This is a genomic window from Mycobacterium sp. 050134 (genome assembly GCF_036409085.1).
GTDB lineage: Bacteria > Actinomycetota > Actinomycetes > Mycobacteriales > Mycobacteriaceae > Mycobacterium.
This window is the reverse complement of the sequence record NZ_JAZGLV010000002.1, coordinates 158,697-173,507: the sequence shown is the minus strand read 5'-3', so window position 1 is coordinate 173,507 and position 14,811 is coordinate 158,697. Positions and strand designations below refer to the sequence as shown.

The 14,811-nt window shown below is 71.2% G+C and carries 9 protein-coding genes; 4 read left to right on the top strand and 5 right to left on the bottom strand.

Annotated features, from left to right (window positions below):
• Positions 1-9: 9 nt before the first annotated feature.
• The gene (locus SKC42_RS02870; protein WP_330962796.1) at positions 10-2,385 is read right to left on the bottom strand and encodes a lysylphosphatidylglycerol synthase transmembrane domain-containing protein; all 2,376 of its coding nucleotides are present in this window, start codon (positions 2,383-2,385) and stop codon (positions 10-12) included.
• A 148-nt stretch (positions 2,386-2,533) separates the two neighbouring features.
• Here SKC42_RS02870 and SKC42_RS02865 point away from each other — a divergent pair, with 148 nt between their 5' ends.
• Entirely contained in the window at positions 2,534-3,478 is a 945-nt protein-coding gene (locus tag SKC42_RS02865; protein WP_330962795.1) for an SAM-dependent methyltransferase, read from the top strand.
• 242 nt (positions 3,479-3,720) lie between these two features.
• Here the strand turns inward: SKC42_RS02865 and SKC42_RS02860 are convergent, their stop codons facing one another.
• From SKC42_RS02860 to recC, 4 genes are read right to left on the bottom strand one after another with little or no spacing between them, the layout of a single operon-like run.
• Positions 3,721-4,440 carry a TVP38/TMEM64 family protein gene (locus SKC42_RS02860; RefSeq protein ID WP_330962794.1) on the bottom strand — a complete coding sequence of 240 codons (720 nt, stop codon included), beginning with the start codon at positions 4,438-4,440 and terminating at the stop codon, positions 3,721-3,723.
• Positions 4,437-6,188, bottom strand: coding sequence for an exodeoxyribonuclease V subunit alpha (gene recD / locus SKC42_RS02855; protein WP_330962793.1), 1,752 nt, complete (start codon positions 6,186-6,188; stop codon positions 4,437-4,439). Before recD ends, SKC42_RS02860 begins: the two co-directional genes overlap by 4 nt.
• Positions 6,185-9,475, bottom strand: a complete 3,291-nt coding sequence (gene recB / locus SKC42_RS02850) for an exodeoxyribonuclease V subunit beta (RefSeq protein WP_330962792.1) — start codon at positions 9,473-9,475, stop codon at positions 6,185-6,187. The genes recD and recB overlap by 4 nt, the downstream gene beginning before the upstream one ends.
• The gene (gene recC / locus SKC42_RS02845) at positions 9,475-12,786 is read right to left on the bottom strand and encodes an exodeoxyribonuclease V subunit gamma (protein WP_330962791.1); all 3,312 of its coding nucleotides are present in this window, start codon (positions 12,784-12,786) and stop codon (positions 9,475-9,477) included. Before recC ends, recB begins: the two co-directional genes overlap by 1 nt.
• 95 nt (positions 12,787-12,881) lie before the next feature.
• Here recC and SKC42_RS02840 point away from each other — a divergent pair, with 95 nt between their 5' ends.
• The 3 genes from SKC42_RS02840 to SKC42_RS02830 all read left to right on the top strand — a co-directional run bounded on the left by SKC42_RS02840 (position 12,882) and on the right by SKC42_RS02830 (position 14,763).
• Positions 12,882-13,397: a nitroreductase family protein gene (locus tag SKC42_RS02840; RefSeq protein ID WP_330962790.1), complete on the top strand. Its 516-nt coding sequence runs from the start codon at positions 12,882-12,884 to the stop codon at positions 13,395-13,397.
• A 68-nt stretch (positions 13,398-13,465) separates the two neighbouring features.
• On the top strand, positions 13,466-14,308 hold the full coding sequence (locus SKC42_RS02835; RefSeq protein WP_330962789.1) for a lysophospholipid acyltransferase family protein: 843 nt from the start codon (positions 13,466-13,468) through the stop codon (positions 14,306-14,308).
• A complete protein-coding gene (locus tag SKC42_RS02830) occupies positions 14,308-14,763 on the top strand; it encodes an SRPBCC family protein (protein ID WP_330962788.1) in 456 nt (151 codons plus the stop codon). The genes SKC42_RS02835 and SKC42_RS02830 overlap by 1 nt, the downstream gene beginning before the upstream one ends.
• Positions 14,764-14,811: the final 48 nt, after the last annotated feature.

The window sequence follows — 14,811 nt, the reverse complement described above, 5'->3', positions numbered from 1 at the left end:
TCCGGCCGGTCAGATCATCTCGTGCTTGGTCAGCCAGCGCATCACCGGCCAGCCGACGAACACGGGCAACCAGCAAGTCAGGATCCGGTACAGCAGCACCGACGGCACGCCGACCGCCGCCGGCACACCAAAGGCGGCCAGCCCACCGATCAGTGCGGCTTCCACGGCCCCCACGCCGCCCGGTGTCGGGGCGGCTGACGCCAGCGTCCCGCCGACCATGGTCACCACGGTGACAGTGACGAACGTGGTCTCCCCGCCGAACGCTTCGACGCTGGCCCACAGCGCCAGGGCCGCACCCAGAGTCGTTCCCGCGCAACCGATCAGGATCAGCGCCAGTCGCTTGGGCTCGCGGGCGAGCTTCAGCAGGTCGCCCGTGACCTCGGCCAGCTTGGGGCGCACCTCCGTCGCCAGCCACATGCGGAGCCTGGGCACGGACAAGAACGCGCCGATGATCCCCAGTGCGACGCCGGCGATCAGATAGAGCATGGTGGCGCTCGGGACGAAATGCGACAGGTCGGTCGACGCGCCCGCCAGCGCGCTGAACAACACCAGCAGCGTCAGGTGGACGATCACCTGAACCGACTGCTGCAGCGCCACCGCCGCGGTGGCCCGCATGGCGCTCAGGCCGTTCTTCTGCAAAAACCGCGTGCTCAGCGCCAAGCCGCCGACGCCGGCCGGGGTGGTGGTCGCGGCGAAGGTGTTGGCGACCTGCGCGATCGAGAGCGTGAAGAAGCTCACCGTCCCGTCGGCGCAGGCCCACAGCGCCGCCGCCGCACCCACGTAGGTGAGCGCCGACACCGCCAGGCCCAGCACCGCCCACCACCAGTTGGCGTGCCGCAGCTCGGAGAAGAACGTCGGCACCGTGCTGATGAAGGGGTAGGCGACGTAGACCAGCGCGCCGAACAGCACCAGCTGGATGACCTGGCCGCGGGTGAACCGGGTGATTGTCTCGGTCTTGATCTGGTCGGCGCCGGTCTGCCGTTTGACCTCCGCGCGGGCGGCCGAGATGACGGCGCCGGGGTCGGGAATCGATTTCCGGATGCTTTTCGGCACAGCGGTTTTCGTCAACCGTCGGGACGCGTCGAGGATGACGTCCTTGCCGAACGCGTCGATCGCCGCGGCCACCGCCTGCTTCGGGTCGTACAACGCGGACGCCGTCACCAGCAGCTGGGCGATGTCGGACTGGAGTTGCGCTTCGGTGGCGCCGTACTCGGCGCTGAAGAAGTCGCCGAAGAGGACGGCGCCGTCGTCGACCGTGATCTCCTGGCTGCGCAGATCGCCGTGAGAGATCTGGTGCTCGTTGAGGACGCGCAGCGATTCCCAGAGTCGCGCGACGGGGGTCGTCTCCACGCAGTCGTCGATCGGCGCGCCGCGGCGTGGCTTGTGCGAGTAGAGCATCCAGCCGCGGCTCAAGGGAGCCACGGCGATCGTCGTCGTGTTGGCCAATCCCAGGTCACCGATGGCGATCGCCATCAACGCGCGATGCTCGACGGCGCGGCGCATGGACGCGACCAGGGGCGCGGTCTCGGCCTCGCGCAGCCGCAGCTTGCCCCAGACCTGGCGCAGTGCGCCGCCGCTGCGCTGGTGCGGCCCGTAGAGCTCGATCACCGCCGAGCCATCGGGGTGGTCGCATTCCCCCGACAACACCAGCGGTCCGCGCCCGGCCGGTCGCACCACGGCGAGGCGGGAGACGACGAAGCCGCGCTTGGCCATCGCCCGCACGGCGGCCTCCAGCGGCACCTCCAGCGCGGGTGTGCCGACCACCAGCACCACCAGCGAGCCGACCACCCACCCCACCGCCAGGCCCAGCAGCGCGCGGGCCGGCACGATTGCGCTGACCACCAGGTGGATCGGCACGAACGCCAGCAGCAGTCCCCACCACCACCGTCGCCATCGCGCCGGTTGCCACGGGCCCGAAACAGTCAGGACGGCCGCGAGCATCGCGATCCAGCGCGGGTCGTCGAGGAACTGGGCCAGCACGGTCTGGAGGCGGTCCGACGCGTCGAAGTGCCAACGGGGTGCGGAAAACCCGTTGCCGCCCAACGACAGTGGGAGCGCCGCCAGCAGGGCCGCCGCCGCGTACGCGCCAAGCAGCTTCCACTGCCGCGCGACGATCAGCCCGATCAGGATCATGAACGGCAAAGCCAGGATCGCGACGCCGTACGCGAGGTAGACCAGGTCGGATTGCCGGGGCGAGAGCACCCCGACGATCTGGGAGATAGACTTTTCCAGCGCCTCCCACTGCGGTCGGGTGATCAGCGAGCTCGTGATCACCGCGGCCAGCAGCACGATGCTCGCGGCGAGGCGCAGGATGTCGTTGGTGCGCCGGGTCAACGGTTGCAGCAAGCTGCCGGAAACGCTGACCTCGCGCCCGTCGACTCGCATCGTCCCAATATCCCTTGCGGCTCGGGCCCCGCTCGGTCGGCGCCCCGACCGACAAGTTAACCGGATACCCCGTTCCGCGAAAGTTTGCTCGCGCCCGGCGCGCGTAGGGTCGGACACGTAGGCGTGCCGGAGAAGGGGAGGGGCGACCGTGGCGAGGACCGACAACGACAGCTGGGAGATTACCGAGAGCGTCGGGGCGACGGCGCTCGGGGTGGCCGCCGCGCGGGCGGCGGAAACCCGCAGCGAGAACCCGTTGATCAAGGATCCGTTCGCGCAGGTCTTTCTCGACGCCGCCGGCGACGGGGTGTGGAACTGGTACTCCGCGGCCCAGCTGTCCCCCGAGGTCCTCGAGGCGGAGCCGCAGCTGCCGTTGCAGAGGCGGGCGATGGTCGGCTACATGGCCTCGCGGACCGCGTTTTTCGACCAGTTCTTCCTCGACGCCACGCATGCGGGCATCCACCAGGTGGTGATCCTGGCGGCGGGCCTGGACTCGCGCGCGTGGCGGTTGGCGTGGCCGGACGGGATCACGGTGTACGAGCTGGACCAGCCGAGGGTGCTCGACTTCAAGCAGTCCACGTTGGCCGGCCATGGCGCGCGGCCCGCCTGCAACCGGGTCCCCGTCGCGGTCGACCTGCGTCACGACTGGCCGGAGGCGTTACAGCGGGCCGGTTTCGACGCCTCGGCGGCGAGCGCCTGGTCCGCGGAGGGCCTGATGCCGTATCTGCCCGCAGTCGCTCAGGACCTGCTGTTCGACCGCGTCCATGGCCTGTCCGCGGTGGGCAGCCGGGTGGCCGTGGAGGCGTTGGGCCCGAAGTTTCTCGACCCGGAGTTCCGGACGAGGCGACGCGAGCGGATGGACCGCATCCGCGCGTTGATGGCCGAGGTGGATCCCCAGCGCCAGGTGCCCCGCACCGAAGAACTGTGGTACTTCGAGGAGCGCGAGGACGTCGGTGAGTGGTTCCGCCGCCACGGCTGGAAGGTGACTGTGACCCCGGCCGACGAGCTGATGGCCGGGTACGGCCGCCAGGCGGCCCGAGAGGTCGAGGACGCCGTGCCCGGGAATCTCTTCGTGGCCGCCCAGCGGGCGTCATAACGTCAAAGTCAACGGCCTCATCGGCCACCACGCGCTGAAAGCTAGAGCCGCCTTCCGGGAATGGTCGAGTCTCCACGTCAGGCGACTTGCGTGGGATGCGCGGTATCGCATGGGCTATCGCTCCCTGGGCTCGCCTGTTGGAGCTGACGGCCTGACGCGGGCTGTGACAACGGCCGACTCCAAAATCGAGGCCGGTGAGAAATCGATCCTGTTGTGCAGGAACGAGGGAACGTCCATTACAACTACCGCCCGCTGCCTGAGATGTTCCTCCCGCCTCGCCATCGCCGGTACCCACGCCGGGCGGCGATGGCGCCGACGACGGCACTGATACACCACACCGCTATCGCCGAATACGCCAGCCACGACGAACGATTCGCGATCGATGCGCCGAGCGCGGTGTAGGCGAACGCCCGCGGCGCGGAGCCGATGAACGAACCGAGGGCCATCTGCCACAACGGCACTCCGAACGCCCCGAAGGCGTAGGAGGCCAGCGCATCCGAAATGCCCGGAACGAAGCGCTGGCCCACGACCGCCCACAGTCCGCGGCGCTCGATCACCGCGTCGATCCGGTCGGCGCGCATCGGGCCCAGCAGCACCCGGGCGCTGTTCGACCCGGCCCGACGCCCGACGCGGCTCGCGACGACCGCGGTGCCCACCGTCGCCCCCAGCGTCACGAAGATCCCGAGCAGGGGGCCGAAGAGCAACCCGCTGCCCGCTGCCAAAATCGAACCCGGCACGAACAACGCGCCCAGGGCCGCCGACAGCACGACATAGGTCAGGGGCGCCGCGGAACCAGTCGCCTCGACCGTCCGCCGCACGTCCTCGACGTTGATCACCCGCGCCACCGCGACGAGGTAGAACATCACCAGCAGGAACGCGCCGAACACCGCGAGCCGCAGGATGTGCGGCCGGCGGGACGCCGGGGCGGCGGCGCCGTCCGTCGTGTCGGTTGTGTCGGTCATGTCGGTCGCGATTCTTCCGTACCTTGCAAGCGCAGCCGCAGCCCACTGGCCCGCACGGCCCGACGCCCGATCGCGGCCCGTATCGAGACCTCGGAGCCGACCACCCGGACCTTGGCCTTCGCCCGCGTCACCGCCGTGTAGAACAGCTCGCGCGTCAGCAGCCGCGAATCCTCCGGTGGCAAAAGGACGGTTATCTCGTCGGCCTGGCCGCCCTGGCTCTTGTGGATCGTCATGGCGTGCATCGTGTCGACGTCACCGAGACGGCTGGTCGCGAAGCTCAGTGGTCCGCCGGCCGCGGCGATGACGGCGCGCAGGTCGTCGGGACCGGCGACCGTTACGCCGGTGTCGCCGTTGTAGATGCGCAGCCCGTAGTCGTTTGCGGTCACCAACAGCGGACGCCCGGCATACCAATGCGCCCACGCCGGCTGGCCGGTCTCCTCGGCGAGCCAGCTCTGCACTTGCGCGTTCCAGTGCTCCACGCCGTACGGTCCCCGCCGGTGGGCGCACAACAGTCGGTGCTCGTCGAGCGCCGCCAGCGCGACGGCGGTGGCGCCCAGCACGGCCGCCTCCCGCAACCGCAAGGCATGCGACATCAGGACCGGGCGCAATCGCGGCGACGGGTCCTCGCCCTCCCCGAACTCGATGTACTCGATGTGCTCGTCACCGGACCGCAGCAGCGTCAGCGCCCCATCGGAATCGCCGACGCGGATTGCGTCGGCCAGGGCGCCGATCGACTCGCCGAATCGGTGCGAGGTGCGCAGCGCCGCGACCCGCACGTCGGACCGCGCCGACAGCCCGTCCACCAGGTCGGCCAGCACCGCGCCCGCTTCCACCGACGCCAGCTGATCGGCGTCACCGACCAGCACCAGCCGCGCGTCGGGGCGCACCGCCTCCAACAACCGGGCCATCATCGTCAGCGACACCATGGAGGTCTCGTCGACCACGATTACGTCGTGCGGCAACCGGTTCGCGCGGTCGTGCCGGAAACGCGTCGAGGATCCCGGCCTGAAGCCGAGTAGCCGGTGCACTGTCACCGCCTGCAACCGCCCCAGCCGCTCGCGGTCGGCGGGGGCAAGGGTCGCAACCTCCTGCGCCACCGCCTCCTGCAGGCGGGCGGCCGCCTTGCCTGTCGGCGCCGCCAGCGCAATCCGTGGCCGGGCCGCCGCCGACGTCTCCGCCTGCTCGGCAACCAACGCCAACAACCGTGCGACCGTCGTCGTCTTCCCGGTGCCCGGGCCCCCGGTGAGCACCGTGATCCGCTGCGACAAGGCGATGTCCGCCGCCTCGCGCTGTTCTTCGAACCCGGCCGGGAAAAGTCGCTCGGAGGCGGGCAACTCGACGGACTTCCCGGGCGTGAGCAACGTCAGAACGTCCTCGCACACCTGGGTCTCCTCCAGCCAGTACCGGTCGAGGTAGAGCAGGCGGTCGTCGTAGAGGCGCAGCACCGGCGGATCATCGAGCAACGGGCTGCGCCGCACCGCGGTCAGCCACGCCGCGTCGTCGGGCCAGGGCAGTTCGGCGGCGCCGACGGTCGCCGCGACCGTCGACAGGTCGACGCACACCGACCCGCCCCGCAGCGCGCGCACCACCAGCGCCGCCGCCAGCGCCACCCGCTCGTCGGGTTCTTTGCCGAGCGCGCACACGCGCTGGGCCACCAGGACGTCCGAGAGGTCCAGCACGCCAGCCACGTTGAAAACCTTCAACAGGCCGGTCGCGGTGACGGCCACGTCGACGTCGGCGGCGGTCACGCCACCCGCCCGGCGTCGAGGAGGTCGGAGAGCGCGGCCACCAGGGCCGGGGGCGGATTCCAGCTGAACACGCCGGCCGGATGCCCGTCGTACACGGGTGTTTCGGCGCCGCACATGCCCCGCAGGAACAGGTACAGCACCCCGCCCAAGTGGCGCGCCGGATCGTACCCCGACATCCGCCACCGCAGAAACCGGTGCAGGACAACGGTGTACAACAGCGCCTGCAGGGGATAGTCGGAGTGCAGCATCGCCTCGGACAACCGGGCCAGGCTGTACTCGGCGGCGCTGTCACCCAGCTGGTTGGTCTTGTAGTCCGCGACGAGATAGCGCCCGCCCGGGAGCCGCAGCACCACGTCGATCGAGCCGGACAGGTACCCGCGCAGCGGCTGGTCACCGAGGCCGGCGGAGCGGAGCCGATCGGCGTAGGACGCCAGCGGATCCTCGGTGGGCAGGTGCACCGCCAACAGTTCTCCGATGTCCGACACGGACACCTCCGGCGCGGCGCCGCGCAGATCGCCTCCCGCCAGGGGGATTTCGAAGTCCATCTCGCGCATTCGGTCGCGCACCCCGATCCGCCGCAGCGTCGCGCTGGCCGTCAGCGGGCCGAGTGGGGTGTCGTGCATCGGCACCAATGCGGTCGCGAGTTCGGCGGGGTCCGCCTCGACCGGCCACCACGCGAAGTGGCGGCGCACCTCCCGCTCCAGCTCGGCCGGCAGGTCCGCCGCGCCGGGATCGGCGGTCTCGAGCACCGCGTGCACCAGGGAACCGAACGTCGCGCCGGCCGGCATCGCCGCGAGCGGGGAGGCGAGATCCGGACCGGAAGCCGGCGCGGTGACGACGACCGCCTCCGCCTCGTCGTCGCGGACGCCGGCCTCGGGTTCGCTGGCGACGCGCGCCCCGGGATGGTCCCTGCCCTCCTCCGCCGCCCGCACCAGCGCCGAATACGAGGTCCGCCGCCAGCCGGTGTCGATCGCGCGGTGGAAGTGGCGCACCTCTAGAGTGCCCGTGGGTGGTGGCTTTTCGGCCGGGGTGGGGGAGCCGATCACCGATTCCTCCACCGACGGGCCGCCGGCTGCCTCCCACCCCCGGAATAACGCCCAGGCGTCCTCGTCGGAGATCCGCGGCGCGCACCGGTCGGGCACCACGGCCTCGCCCGGGGCCCGCCCGCGCAGCAGCCGCGAAAGCCCGCCACTGACTTCGTCTTTCGTCGGCGCCCACCACGTCACCACCTGGCAGCGCGCCCGGGTCAGCGCGACATAGGTCAGCCGGATGTTGTCGCGGGCGGCCTCCAGGCGGTTCAGCTCCTCGACCCCGTGGCGCTCCAGTTGGTCCTCCTTGCCGCCGATGTACAGGCAACGGGTGTCGGTCCCGTCGTGGTAGAGCAGGATGTCGTCGCTGCGGACGTGACGGTTGAACGCGAACGGCAGGTAGACGACCGGGAACTGCAGGCCCTTGGCGACGAAGACGGTCATGATCTGCACCGCGGCGGCGTCGCTGTCGAGGCGGCGGTTGCGCTCCGCCACACCGCCGCGGGTGTCGCACTGCTGGCGCAGCCAATCGCGCAGCGCCGGCACGCCGAGGCGCTCGCGGTGCGCGGTCTCGTGGAGCAACTGCGCGATGTGGGCGAGGTCGGTCATGTGTCGCTCGCCGCCGCGCTGGCCAAGCACCCGCCGGCCCATGCCGGCGACCTGGGCGGCCTCGAACACCGCCGCCACGCCGCGCAACCGCGCGTGGTTGACCCACTCCCGCAGCGTGCCGGCCACCCGGTCGGTCAGCGCGTCGCCCCCGGCCGCAAGGGTTTCCGCGGTCTCGCCAAAGAACATCGTGCAGGCGGCGGCCCGCACCAGCCCGCTGCGCTGGGGCGCGTCGAAGGCCTCCAGCAGGCACAGCCAATCCTTGGCGGCCGCCGAATCGAAGACGTCGGTGTCGCCCGTGTAGACCGCCGGGATGCCGGCGGCGGCCAGCGCGTCGCGGCACGCCCGCGCGTCCCGGTGCTGCTCGACGATCACGGCGATGTCACCCGCCGCGACGCGGCGCCCCGCATAGGTCGCTCCGCTGGCGAGCAATTCCGCGATGTCCGCGGCGAGGTCAACCGGGATGTGTTTGCGCACGGCGTCGATCGGGACGTTGTCGGTGCCCGCGTAGCCGACGGCGTGCCGCTTGACGACGCGCAACCGAAACGGGGCGTTGCGGGGCGCGCCGTCTAGGCGGTGCCCGGCGTGGTGCGCCTCGACCTCGCGGACGACGATCGACGGGTGTCCGAGGGTCGCGCCGGCCAGCACCGTCTGCAGGCGGTCGACGAGAACCTTGTCGCTGCGCCAGTTGACCGTCAGCGTGAAGCGGGCGTCGGCGGTTTGGGCGGCCTTGAGATAGGTGTGGATGTCGCCGCCGCGAAACCCATAGATGGCCTGCTTCGGGTCGCCGATCAGGATCAAAATCGACCGGCCGCTGAACGCGCGTTCGAGCACCTGCCACTGGATGGGGTCGGTGTCCTGGAATTCGTCGACCAACACCAGGCGCCAGCGTCCCCGCATGCGTTCGCGCGCAAGCGAATCCACGGGTTCGAGGGCCTTGGCCAGCCGGGTCAGCAGGTCGTCGTAGCTGAGGATTCCCAACCGCCGCTTGCGATGGTCGAGCTCCGCGAGCACCCGGTTGGCGAACCGCAGCCGGATGCCGGGCTCGCCGTCCGGGTCCGGCTGGGCGGGGCGAAGCTGCGCGCACGGATCGCCGACGACGGCCCGGGCAAGGGCGAGGGCCTGCGGGTAGCTCAGCACCGGATCCGCCTCCTGGCCGCCGAAGTCCGCCAGGTACAGGTCGTCGACGATCTCGGCAACCAGGCCGTCCAGGTCTTCCTCCAGCTTGCCGTCGGTGGCGGTGTCACCGGCCACACCGAGGGATTTCAACACCGAGCCGCAGAATTCGTGGGTGGTGGCGATGGTGGCCGCGTCGAAGTTCGCCAGCGCGTCGCGCAGCCGCCGGGCGGCGAGTGTGCGGTCCTCGTCGTCGCCGCGCGCCAGGTGCCGCAGCAGGTCACTGTCGGCGGGCGCGCGGCTTTCCAGCACCGACACCGCCGCGGAGATCTGGTCGCGCACGCGTTCGCGGAGCTCGCGGCTGGCCGCGCGGTTGAACGTGATCAGCAGCATGTCCTCGAGGACCGCCCCGGTCTCGGCCAGGTACCGCGTGACCAGCCCGGCGAGCGTGAACGTCTTGCCGGTGCCGGCGCTGGCCTCCAGCACCGTGGTGGAGCCCTCCTTCGGCAGCGGCCCGGTCAGGTCGAAGGGATCCATCACACGCTCCCCTCGGCGGCCAGCAGCGGCAGCCACAGGCGGGCGGCGAGTGCACCCAGCCGGGTGTGTTCCCCGGGCATCTCTTCGCCCGGTCGCGGGCCGTCGACCAGCAGCTGGTCCATCCCGCTGGTGGCGCCCCAGACCCGGGCGTGCGCGCGCTCGTCGTTCTCACCGGGGTGAAACCGGGTGGACTCCCACTGCGCCCGCGCCGCCGCATACGGGTGGTCGCCGTCGCGGCGCGCCTCCGCCCAGGCGCATGATGTCTTCAGCGGCAATGGCAGCGGCTCACGCCGGCCCGCGTCGTAGAGCGCCACCAGGTCCCGTGCGACCGCCACGGGTTCCGGAGGGGGCGCGAAAAGCCGTGTCGCGATGCGGTTTCGGCTCCTCCCGCGGCCGATGCACATTGCCGTCCAGTCGCGGCCCGGATGCTGCGCCGCGAGCGCGACCAGGCCGACCCAGGCCGCCAGCACGTGCTTGGGCGCGAGCCTGGAGTAGGTCACCGAAACGGTCCGCTCACCGAACACCGGTGCGACCGTCCCGGTGAGCAAGCGCCCGCCACCCAGGTCGACGCCGACGTCATGCGCGTCGGGATCGCCCGTCCGGTGTTGCAACGCGATCGCCGCGAGGTCGCGGGCCCGGTCGCGGATCTCCTTGGCCTTGCGCACCCCGAGCCGCCCGGGCGGCAGCGTTCCGCGCCGCCACTCGGCGTGCGCGGCGACATCGGGGTGCATGCCGCGCAGCATGTCACGCAGCATGCGGTCACCGACCGTCCATTCCCGCAGCGCGTCGATCTCGACGGGCATCGCGTCCTCGACCACGTCGACGTCCCAGGGCAACGTGCAGTCGAGCGCGCGGAAGAAACCCTTCACCGGGTCCTTGAAGAAGTCGAGCAGGTCCGCGACCGCGACGTCGTCGGCCGGCGGTGCGGGCAGCGGGCCCGAGATGAACGGCGTTGGCGCGCGGCGCTTTCCCGCGGCGGCCGTGGCGGCGGCGAGCGCGGTGGGATCGAACGTGAACGGCCCGCCGGGTATCAGCCGCCCGGGTTCGACGTTCTTGACGTCGAACGGCTGCAGCGGATGCCTGACGACGATGCGGTCCCGCACCGGCGTCTCGATGGTCTCGTCGAGGGCGTCGAGCAGCTCCGCGAGCGGCACCGCCGGCGGATACGGGTGGCCGGTGTGCTCGTCGTTCCCGGTATAGGTGATCACCAGGGTCTCGGTGGCCGCGCATACCGCGTCCAGCAGCAATTGCCGGTCCTCCGAGCGGATGTCGCGCTCGCCGGTCATCGGTTCACGCGCTAGCGCGTCGTCGCCGTCGGGAACGTTGAGCCGGGGGAACACCTTGTCGTCGAGCCCCACGAGGCAGACCACCCGGTGCGGCACCGAGCGCATCGGCACCATCGTGCACACCGTCAGCGTACCGGTGCGAAAGTTTGCCCGCGTCGGGCGCCCCGCGAGATGCGTGGACAGCAGGGCCTGGATGTCGGGCAGTCGCAGGGCCGTGGGGGGGCGGGGGCCCCCCCCCCCCCCCCCCGCGACTCCGGCGAACTCCGAGCGCAGCTGCGCCTCCTGCCAGGCGTCGGAGGATCTGGTGAGCAGGGCCACACCCTCGGTGAGTGTGTCCAGCCATTCGGTCAATGTCTTTGTGCCGCTTAGACTTTCGCAGATATGGCGCAGCCTGTCGACGTACTCGGCCAGCCGGCCGGCCAGTTCCACCTTGTCGCTGGCGACGTTGTCGAGCGGCAGGGCGGTGTCCAGCCACGCCCGCGAATCGTCCGACATCGCGACGCCGGTGAGGATACGGTCCAACCCGAACCGCCAGGTGTTGTGCAGGACGTGGCCCAGCCCGTACGGCGCACGGTGCGACTTGTCGAACCCCCACCGGATGTTCGCCGCCCGGACCCACTCGGTGATCTGGTCGAGATCGTCGTCGCCGAACCCGAAGCGGGCGCGCACTGGGGCCGCCTGCGCGAGGTTGAGCACCTGGGTGGCGGTAGCGCGGCTGCTCGCGATGTCCAGCAGTCCGGCCGCGACCCCGAGCAGGGGATTGGTCTGGGTCAGGGAGCGGTCGGCCAGCCGGACCCGCAGCTGGTGCGCGGGGTGTCGGGCGCCGGCGGTCTCCCCAAGACCGAAGCCGGCGAGCATCAGGGGCGCGTAGGACTCGATGTCCGGGCACATCACCACGATGTCGCGGGGCTCCAGCGTCGGATCGTCCTCCAGCAGGCCCAACAAAACTTCGCGCAACACGTCGATCTGCCGTGCGGCGCCGTGGCAGCTGTGCACCTGCACCGACCGGTCGCCGGCGGCGAGTGCGCGGCCCGCGCGCCTGACCGCGTTCGCGGCGAGGTCCGACTGTAGCCAGCCCAGCAGGGTAGTGGGAGGCGTTGTGGCGCTTGGCGAGCCGAGGAATTCATCGGTAGCGGTCGCGGCGGGAAGCGCCCGTTGCAGCTCGCGCAGGTCGCGGCCGAGGGTGTGCAGCAGAGGATGGCGCGCCGCGTGCCGGCTCGGATCGTCGGCGCGTGGCATCACCCCGTGCGTGCCGGCGAGCGCCCGCCACAGGTCGTCGCTGGGGTGGGGCAGCCACAGGTGCACGTCGTGGTGGGCCGATAGCGCTCCGAGCAGCTCCACGTCCGTGCGCGCCAGCCGAGTGTGCCCGAACAGCGATAGCCGCGCTGGCAGGTCGGCCGGGCCGTCGTGGAGCCGGGCCAACGTCTCCCGATGGCGAAGGTGCGGCGGATCGGCGGGAACGATCGCCGCGACGGCTCGCCAGAGCTCGGCCTGCCAGGACAGGTCCGGGTCCACTCCGCCCGCATTCCCGTCCGACCAGTCCGCCAGCAGTTGCGGACGCTGCCGGGCGTAGGACGCGAACAGCCCGGCGAGCCGGCGCGCCACCGAATACCGCCGGCCGCGGCGCAGTTCCGCCTCGAACCCCGTCTCGAAGTGACCCAAATGCGTTGCGAGGGTGCGGCACCACGGTTGGTCGAGCGAGCAGTCGATGACCTCCAGCAGCGGCCACGCCAGCGCGTCGGGTGACCAGGGATCGTCACCCTCCGCGGTGCGCCCGGATATCTCGGCGATCAACGCGCCCGGACTGCGAAACGCCACCCCGGCGCACACGCCGTCGGCCGCGCCGCTGCCCGTTCCGCGCCCGAGCAGGTGCGAGAGTCGCTGGCTGAGCCAGCGTTCCACGCCGCGCGCCGGCACCAGCACCAATTCCCCCGCGAACGGGTCGGGTGGCGGCTCGGACAACAACGCGCCGAGGCCATCGGCCAGCAGGTCGGTCCGTTCGGCACGGTGCAGATGAAACGCCATTGCGCTGCCACGATAGACCGGGGCGCCGACATACGGCAGCACCCTCGTCCGCGGACGCGCATAAGCTCGACCGCGAACGGTGAAGGGAGGCTGAGATGGAAGCCTGGGAGGCGATCTGTGCCCGGCGCAACGTGCGCGAATACAAGCCGGACCCGATCCCCGATGCCGACCTGGACCGCATTGCCGAGGCGGGGTGGCGGGCGCCGTCGGCGAAGAACCGCCAGCCGTGGGACTTCGTGATCGTCACGGATCCGGCTCAGCTGCGGGAGCTGTCCACGGTGTGGCAGGGCGCCGGTCACATCGCCGGTGCCGCCGCGGCGATCGCGATCGCGGTGCCGGTCCCACCCGACGAACGCAGGGTGGTCACCGACAACTACGACGTCGGTCAGGCCACGATGGCGATGATGATCGCGGCCACCGATCTCGGGATCGGGACGGGCCACTCGTCGGTGGGCGACCAGGACAAGGCCCGCGCCATCCTCGGTGTGCCTGGCGACCACCTGGTGGCCTTCCTGCTCGGCCTGGGATATCCGGCCGACCGTCCGCTCGCGCCCATCCGCAGGCCGAACCGGCGGCCCTTCGCCGAGGTCGTGCACCACGGGCGATGGTGATGGGAAGCATTCCGGGGTAGCGACCTAAGGCCCTGCTGTCGTCAGCGCGGCTGTGCCAGGGTGGGGGCATGGCCGGCGCCGCGGATGCCATCGGATGGGCGGGTAGGCGCATCGCGGACCGGGTGCCCAAGGCGGACCTGGATCAGCGCGACCCGGACTTCATCCGCGACCAGCTCCCCGGCACCTGGCTGCTGGCCTCGCTGTACTTCCGGGCCGACGTCCGCGGGCTCGACCGCATCCCGCCGCACGGGCCGGTGTTGCTGGTCGGCAACCACAGCGGCGGCAACGTGCCGCCCGACACGTTCGTCTTCACCCTGGCGTTCTGTTCGTACTTCGGTGTCGAGCGGCCCTTCTACCAGCTCGCGCACAACCTGGTCACGCTCTACCCGCCGCTGCGCTGGCTGCGCAAGTTCGGGACCGTGGCGGCCAGCCCCGAAAACGCCCGCCTCGCATTGGAATACGGCGCCGCCGTGCTGGTGTACCCCGGCGGCGACTACGAGGTGTTCCGCCCGTCCTGGCAGCGCCACGTCGTCGACTTCGGCGGGCGGATGGGCTTCGTGCGGCTGGCCCGCGAGACCGGTGTGCCGATCGTGCCGGTAGCCAGCGTGGGTGGGCAGGAAACGGCGCTGTTCCTCGGGCGCGCGCAGTGGCTGGCCAAGCTGCTGCTGCTCGACAGGTTGTTTCGACTCAAGAGCGTGCCCGTCTCCCTGGCATTGCCGTGGGGCCTGAACGTCGGTGACCTGCTGGGGCACATCCCGCTGCCCGCCAAGATCGTCATCGAGGTGCAGGAACCGATCCGCGTGGACGACCCGGCGGTTCCCGACCGGGCGGTGTACGACGCGGTGATCGCCAGCCTGCAGGCCGGGATCGACCGGCTCGCCGCCGGACGTCGCTTCCCGGTGATCGGCTGATGCGCGTCGAGCGCCGGATCGTCGTCAACGCCGATCGCGACGCCGTGTGGAAGGTGCTCAGCGACCCGGATCGGTACCCGTCGTTCCTGGCCCACCTGGTGCACTGGGAGACGCTGACCGAGGGCCCGGCCCGGGTGGGCGCCCGGTACTCCGTGTTGTGGAAGATCGGCTCGATCCCGGTGGGCGGTGTCGCCGAGGTGGTGGAGTTCGACGCGGCGCGCGACCTCGCCTGGATCAACATCACCGGCGTCACCCAGCGCGGGCGGTTCCGGCTGCGCGACGCGGGGTCGGGCCGGACGGCCGTGACGTTTCGGCTCGCCTACAGCTCGGAGGGCGGGTTATTGGGCCTCGTTGCCGACCGGGTTGCGGCCCGCTGGGTCGGTCGGTCCCTCGACGGGAGCCTGCACAACCTTCGGCGCCTGGTCGAGCCGGGGCCGCGGGGCCGCGTCGAGTGACGGCCCGCCGTGCACATGTCACACTTGTCTCGAGGAGGCGATGGGAAC

Coding starts and splice junctions, on each gene's coding strand:
- SKC42_RS02870 (WP_330962796.1), bottom strand. CDS start 2,385: ATGCGAGTCGACGGGCGCGAGGTCAGCGTTTCCGGCAGCTTGCTGCAA.
- SKC42_RS02860 (WP_330962794.1), bottom strand. CDS start 4,440: ATGACCGACACAACCGACACGACGGACGGCGCCGCCGCCCCGGCGTCC.
- recB (WP_330962792.1), bottom strand. CDS start 9,475: ATGGATCCCTTCGACCTGACCGGGCCGCTGCCGAAGGAGGGCTCCACC.
- recC (WP_330962791.1), bottom strand. CDS start 12,786: ATGGCGTTTCATCTGCACCGTGCCGAACGGACCGACCTGCTGGCCGAT.
- SKC42_RS02840 (WP_330962790.1), top strand. CDS start 12,882: ATGGAAGCCTGGGAGGCGATCTGTGCCCGGCGCAACGTGCGCGAATAC.
- SKC42_RS02835 (WP_330962789.1), top strand. CDS start 13,466: ATGGCCGGCGCCGCGGATGCCATCGGATGGGCGGGTAGGCGCATCGCG.
- SKC42_RS02830 (WP_330962788.1), top strand. CDS start 14,308: ATGCGCGTCGAGCGCCGGATCGTCGTCAACGCCGATCGCGACGCCGTG.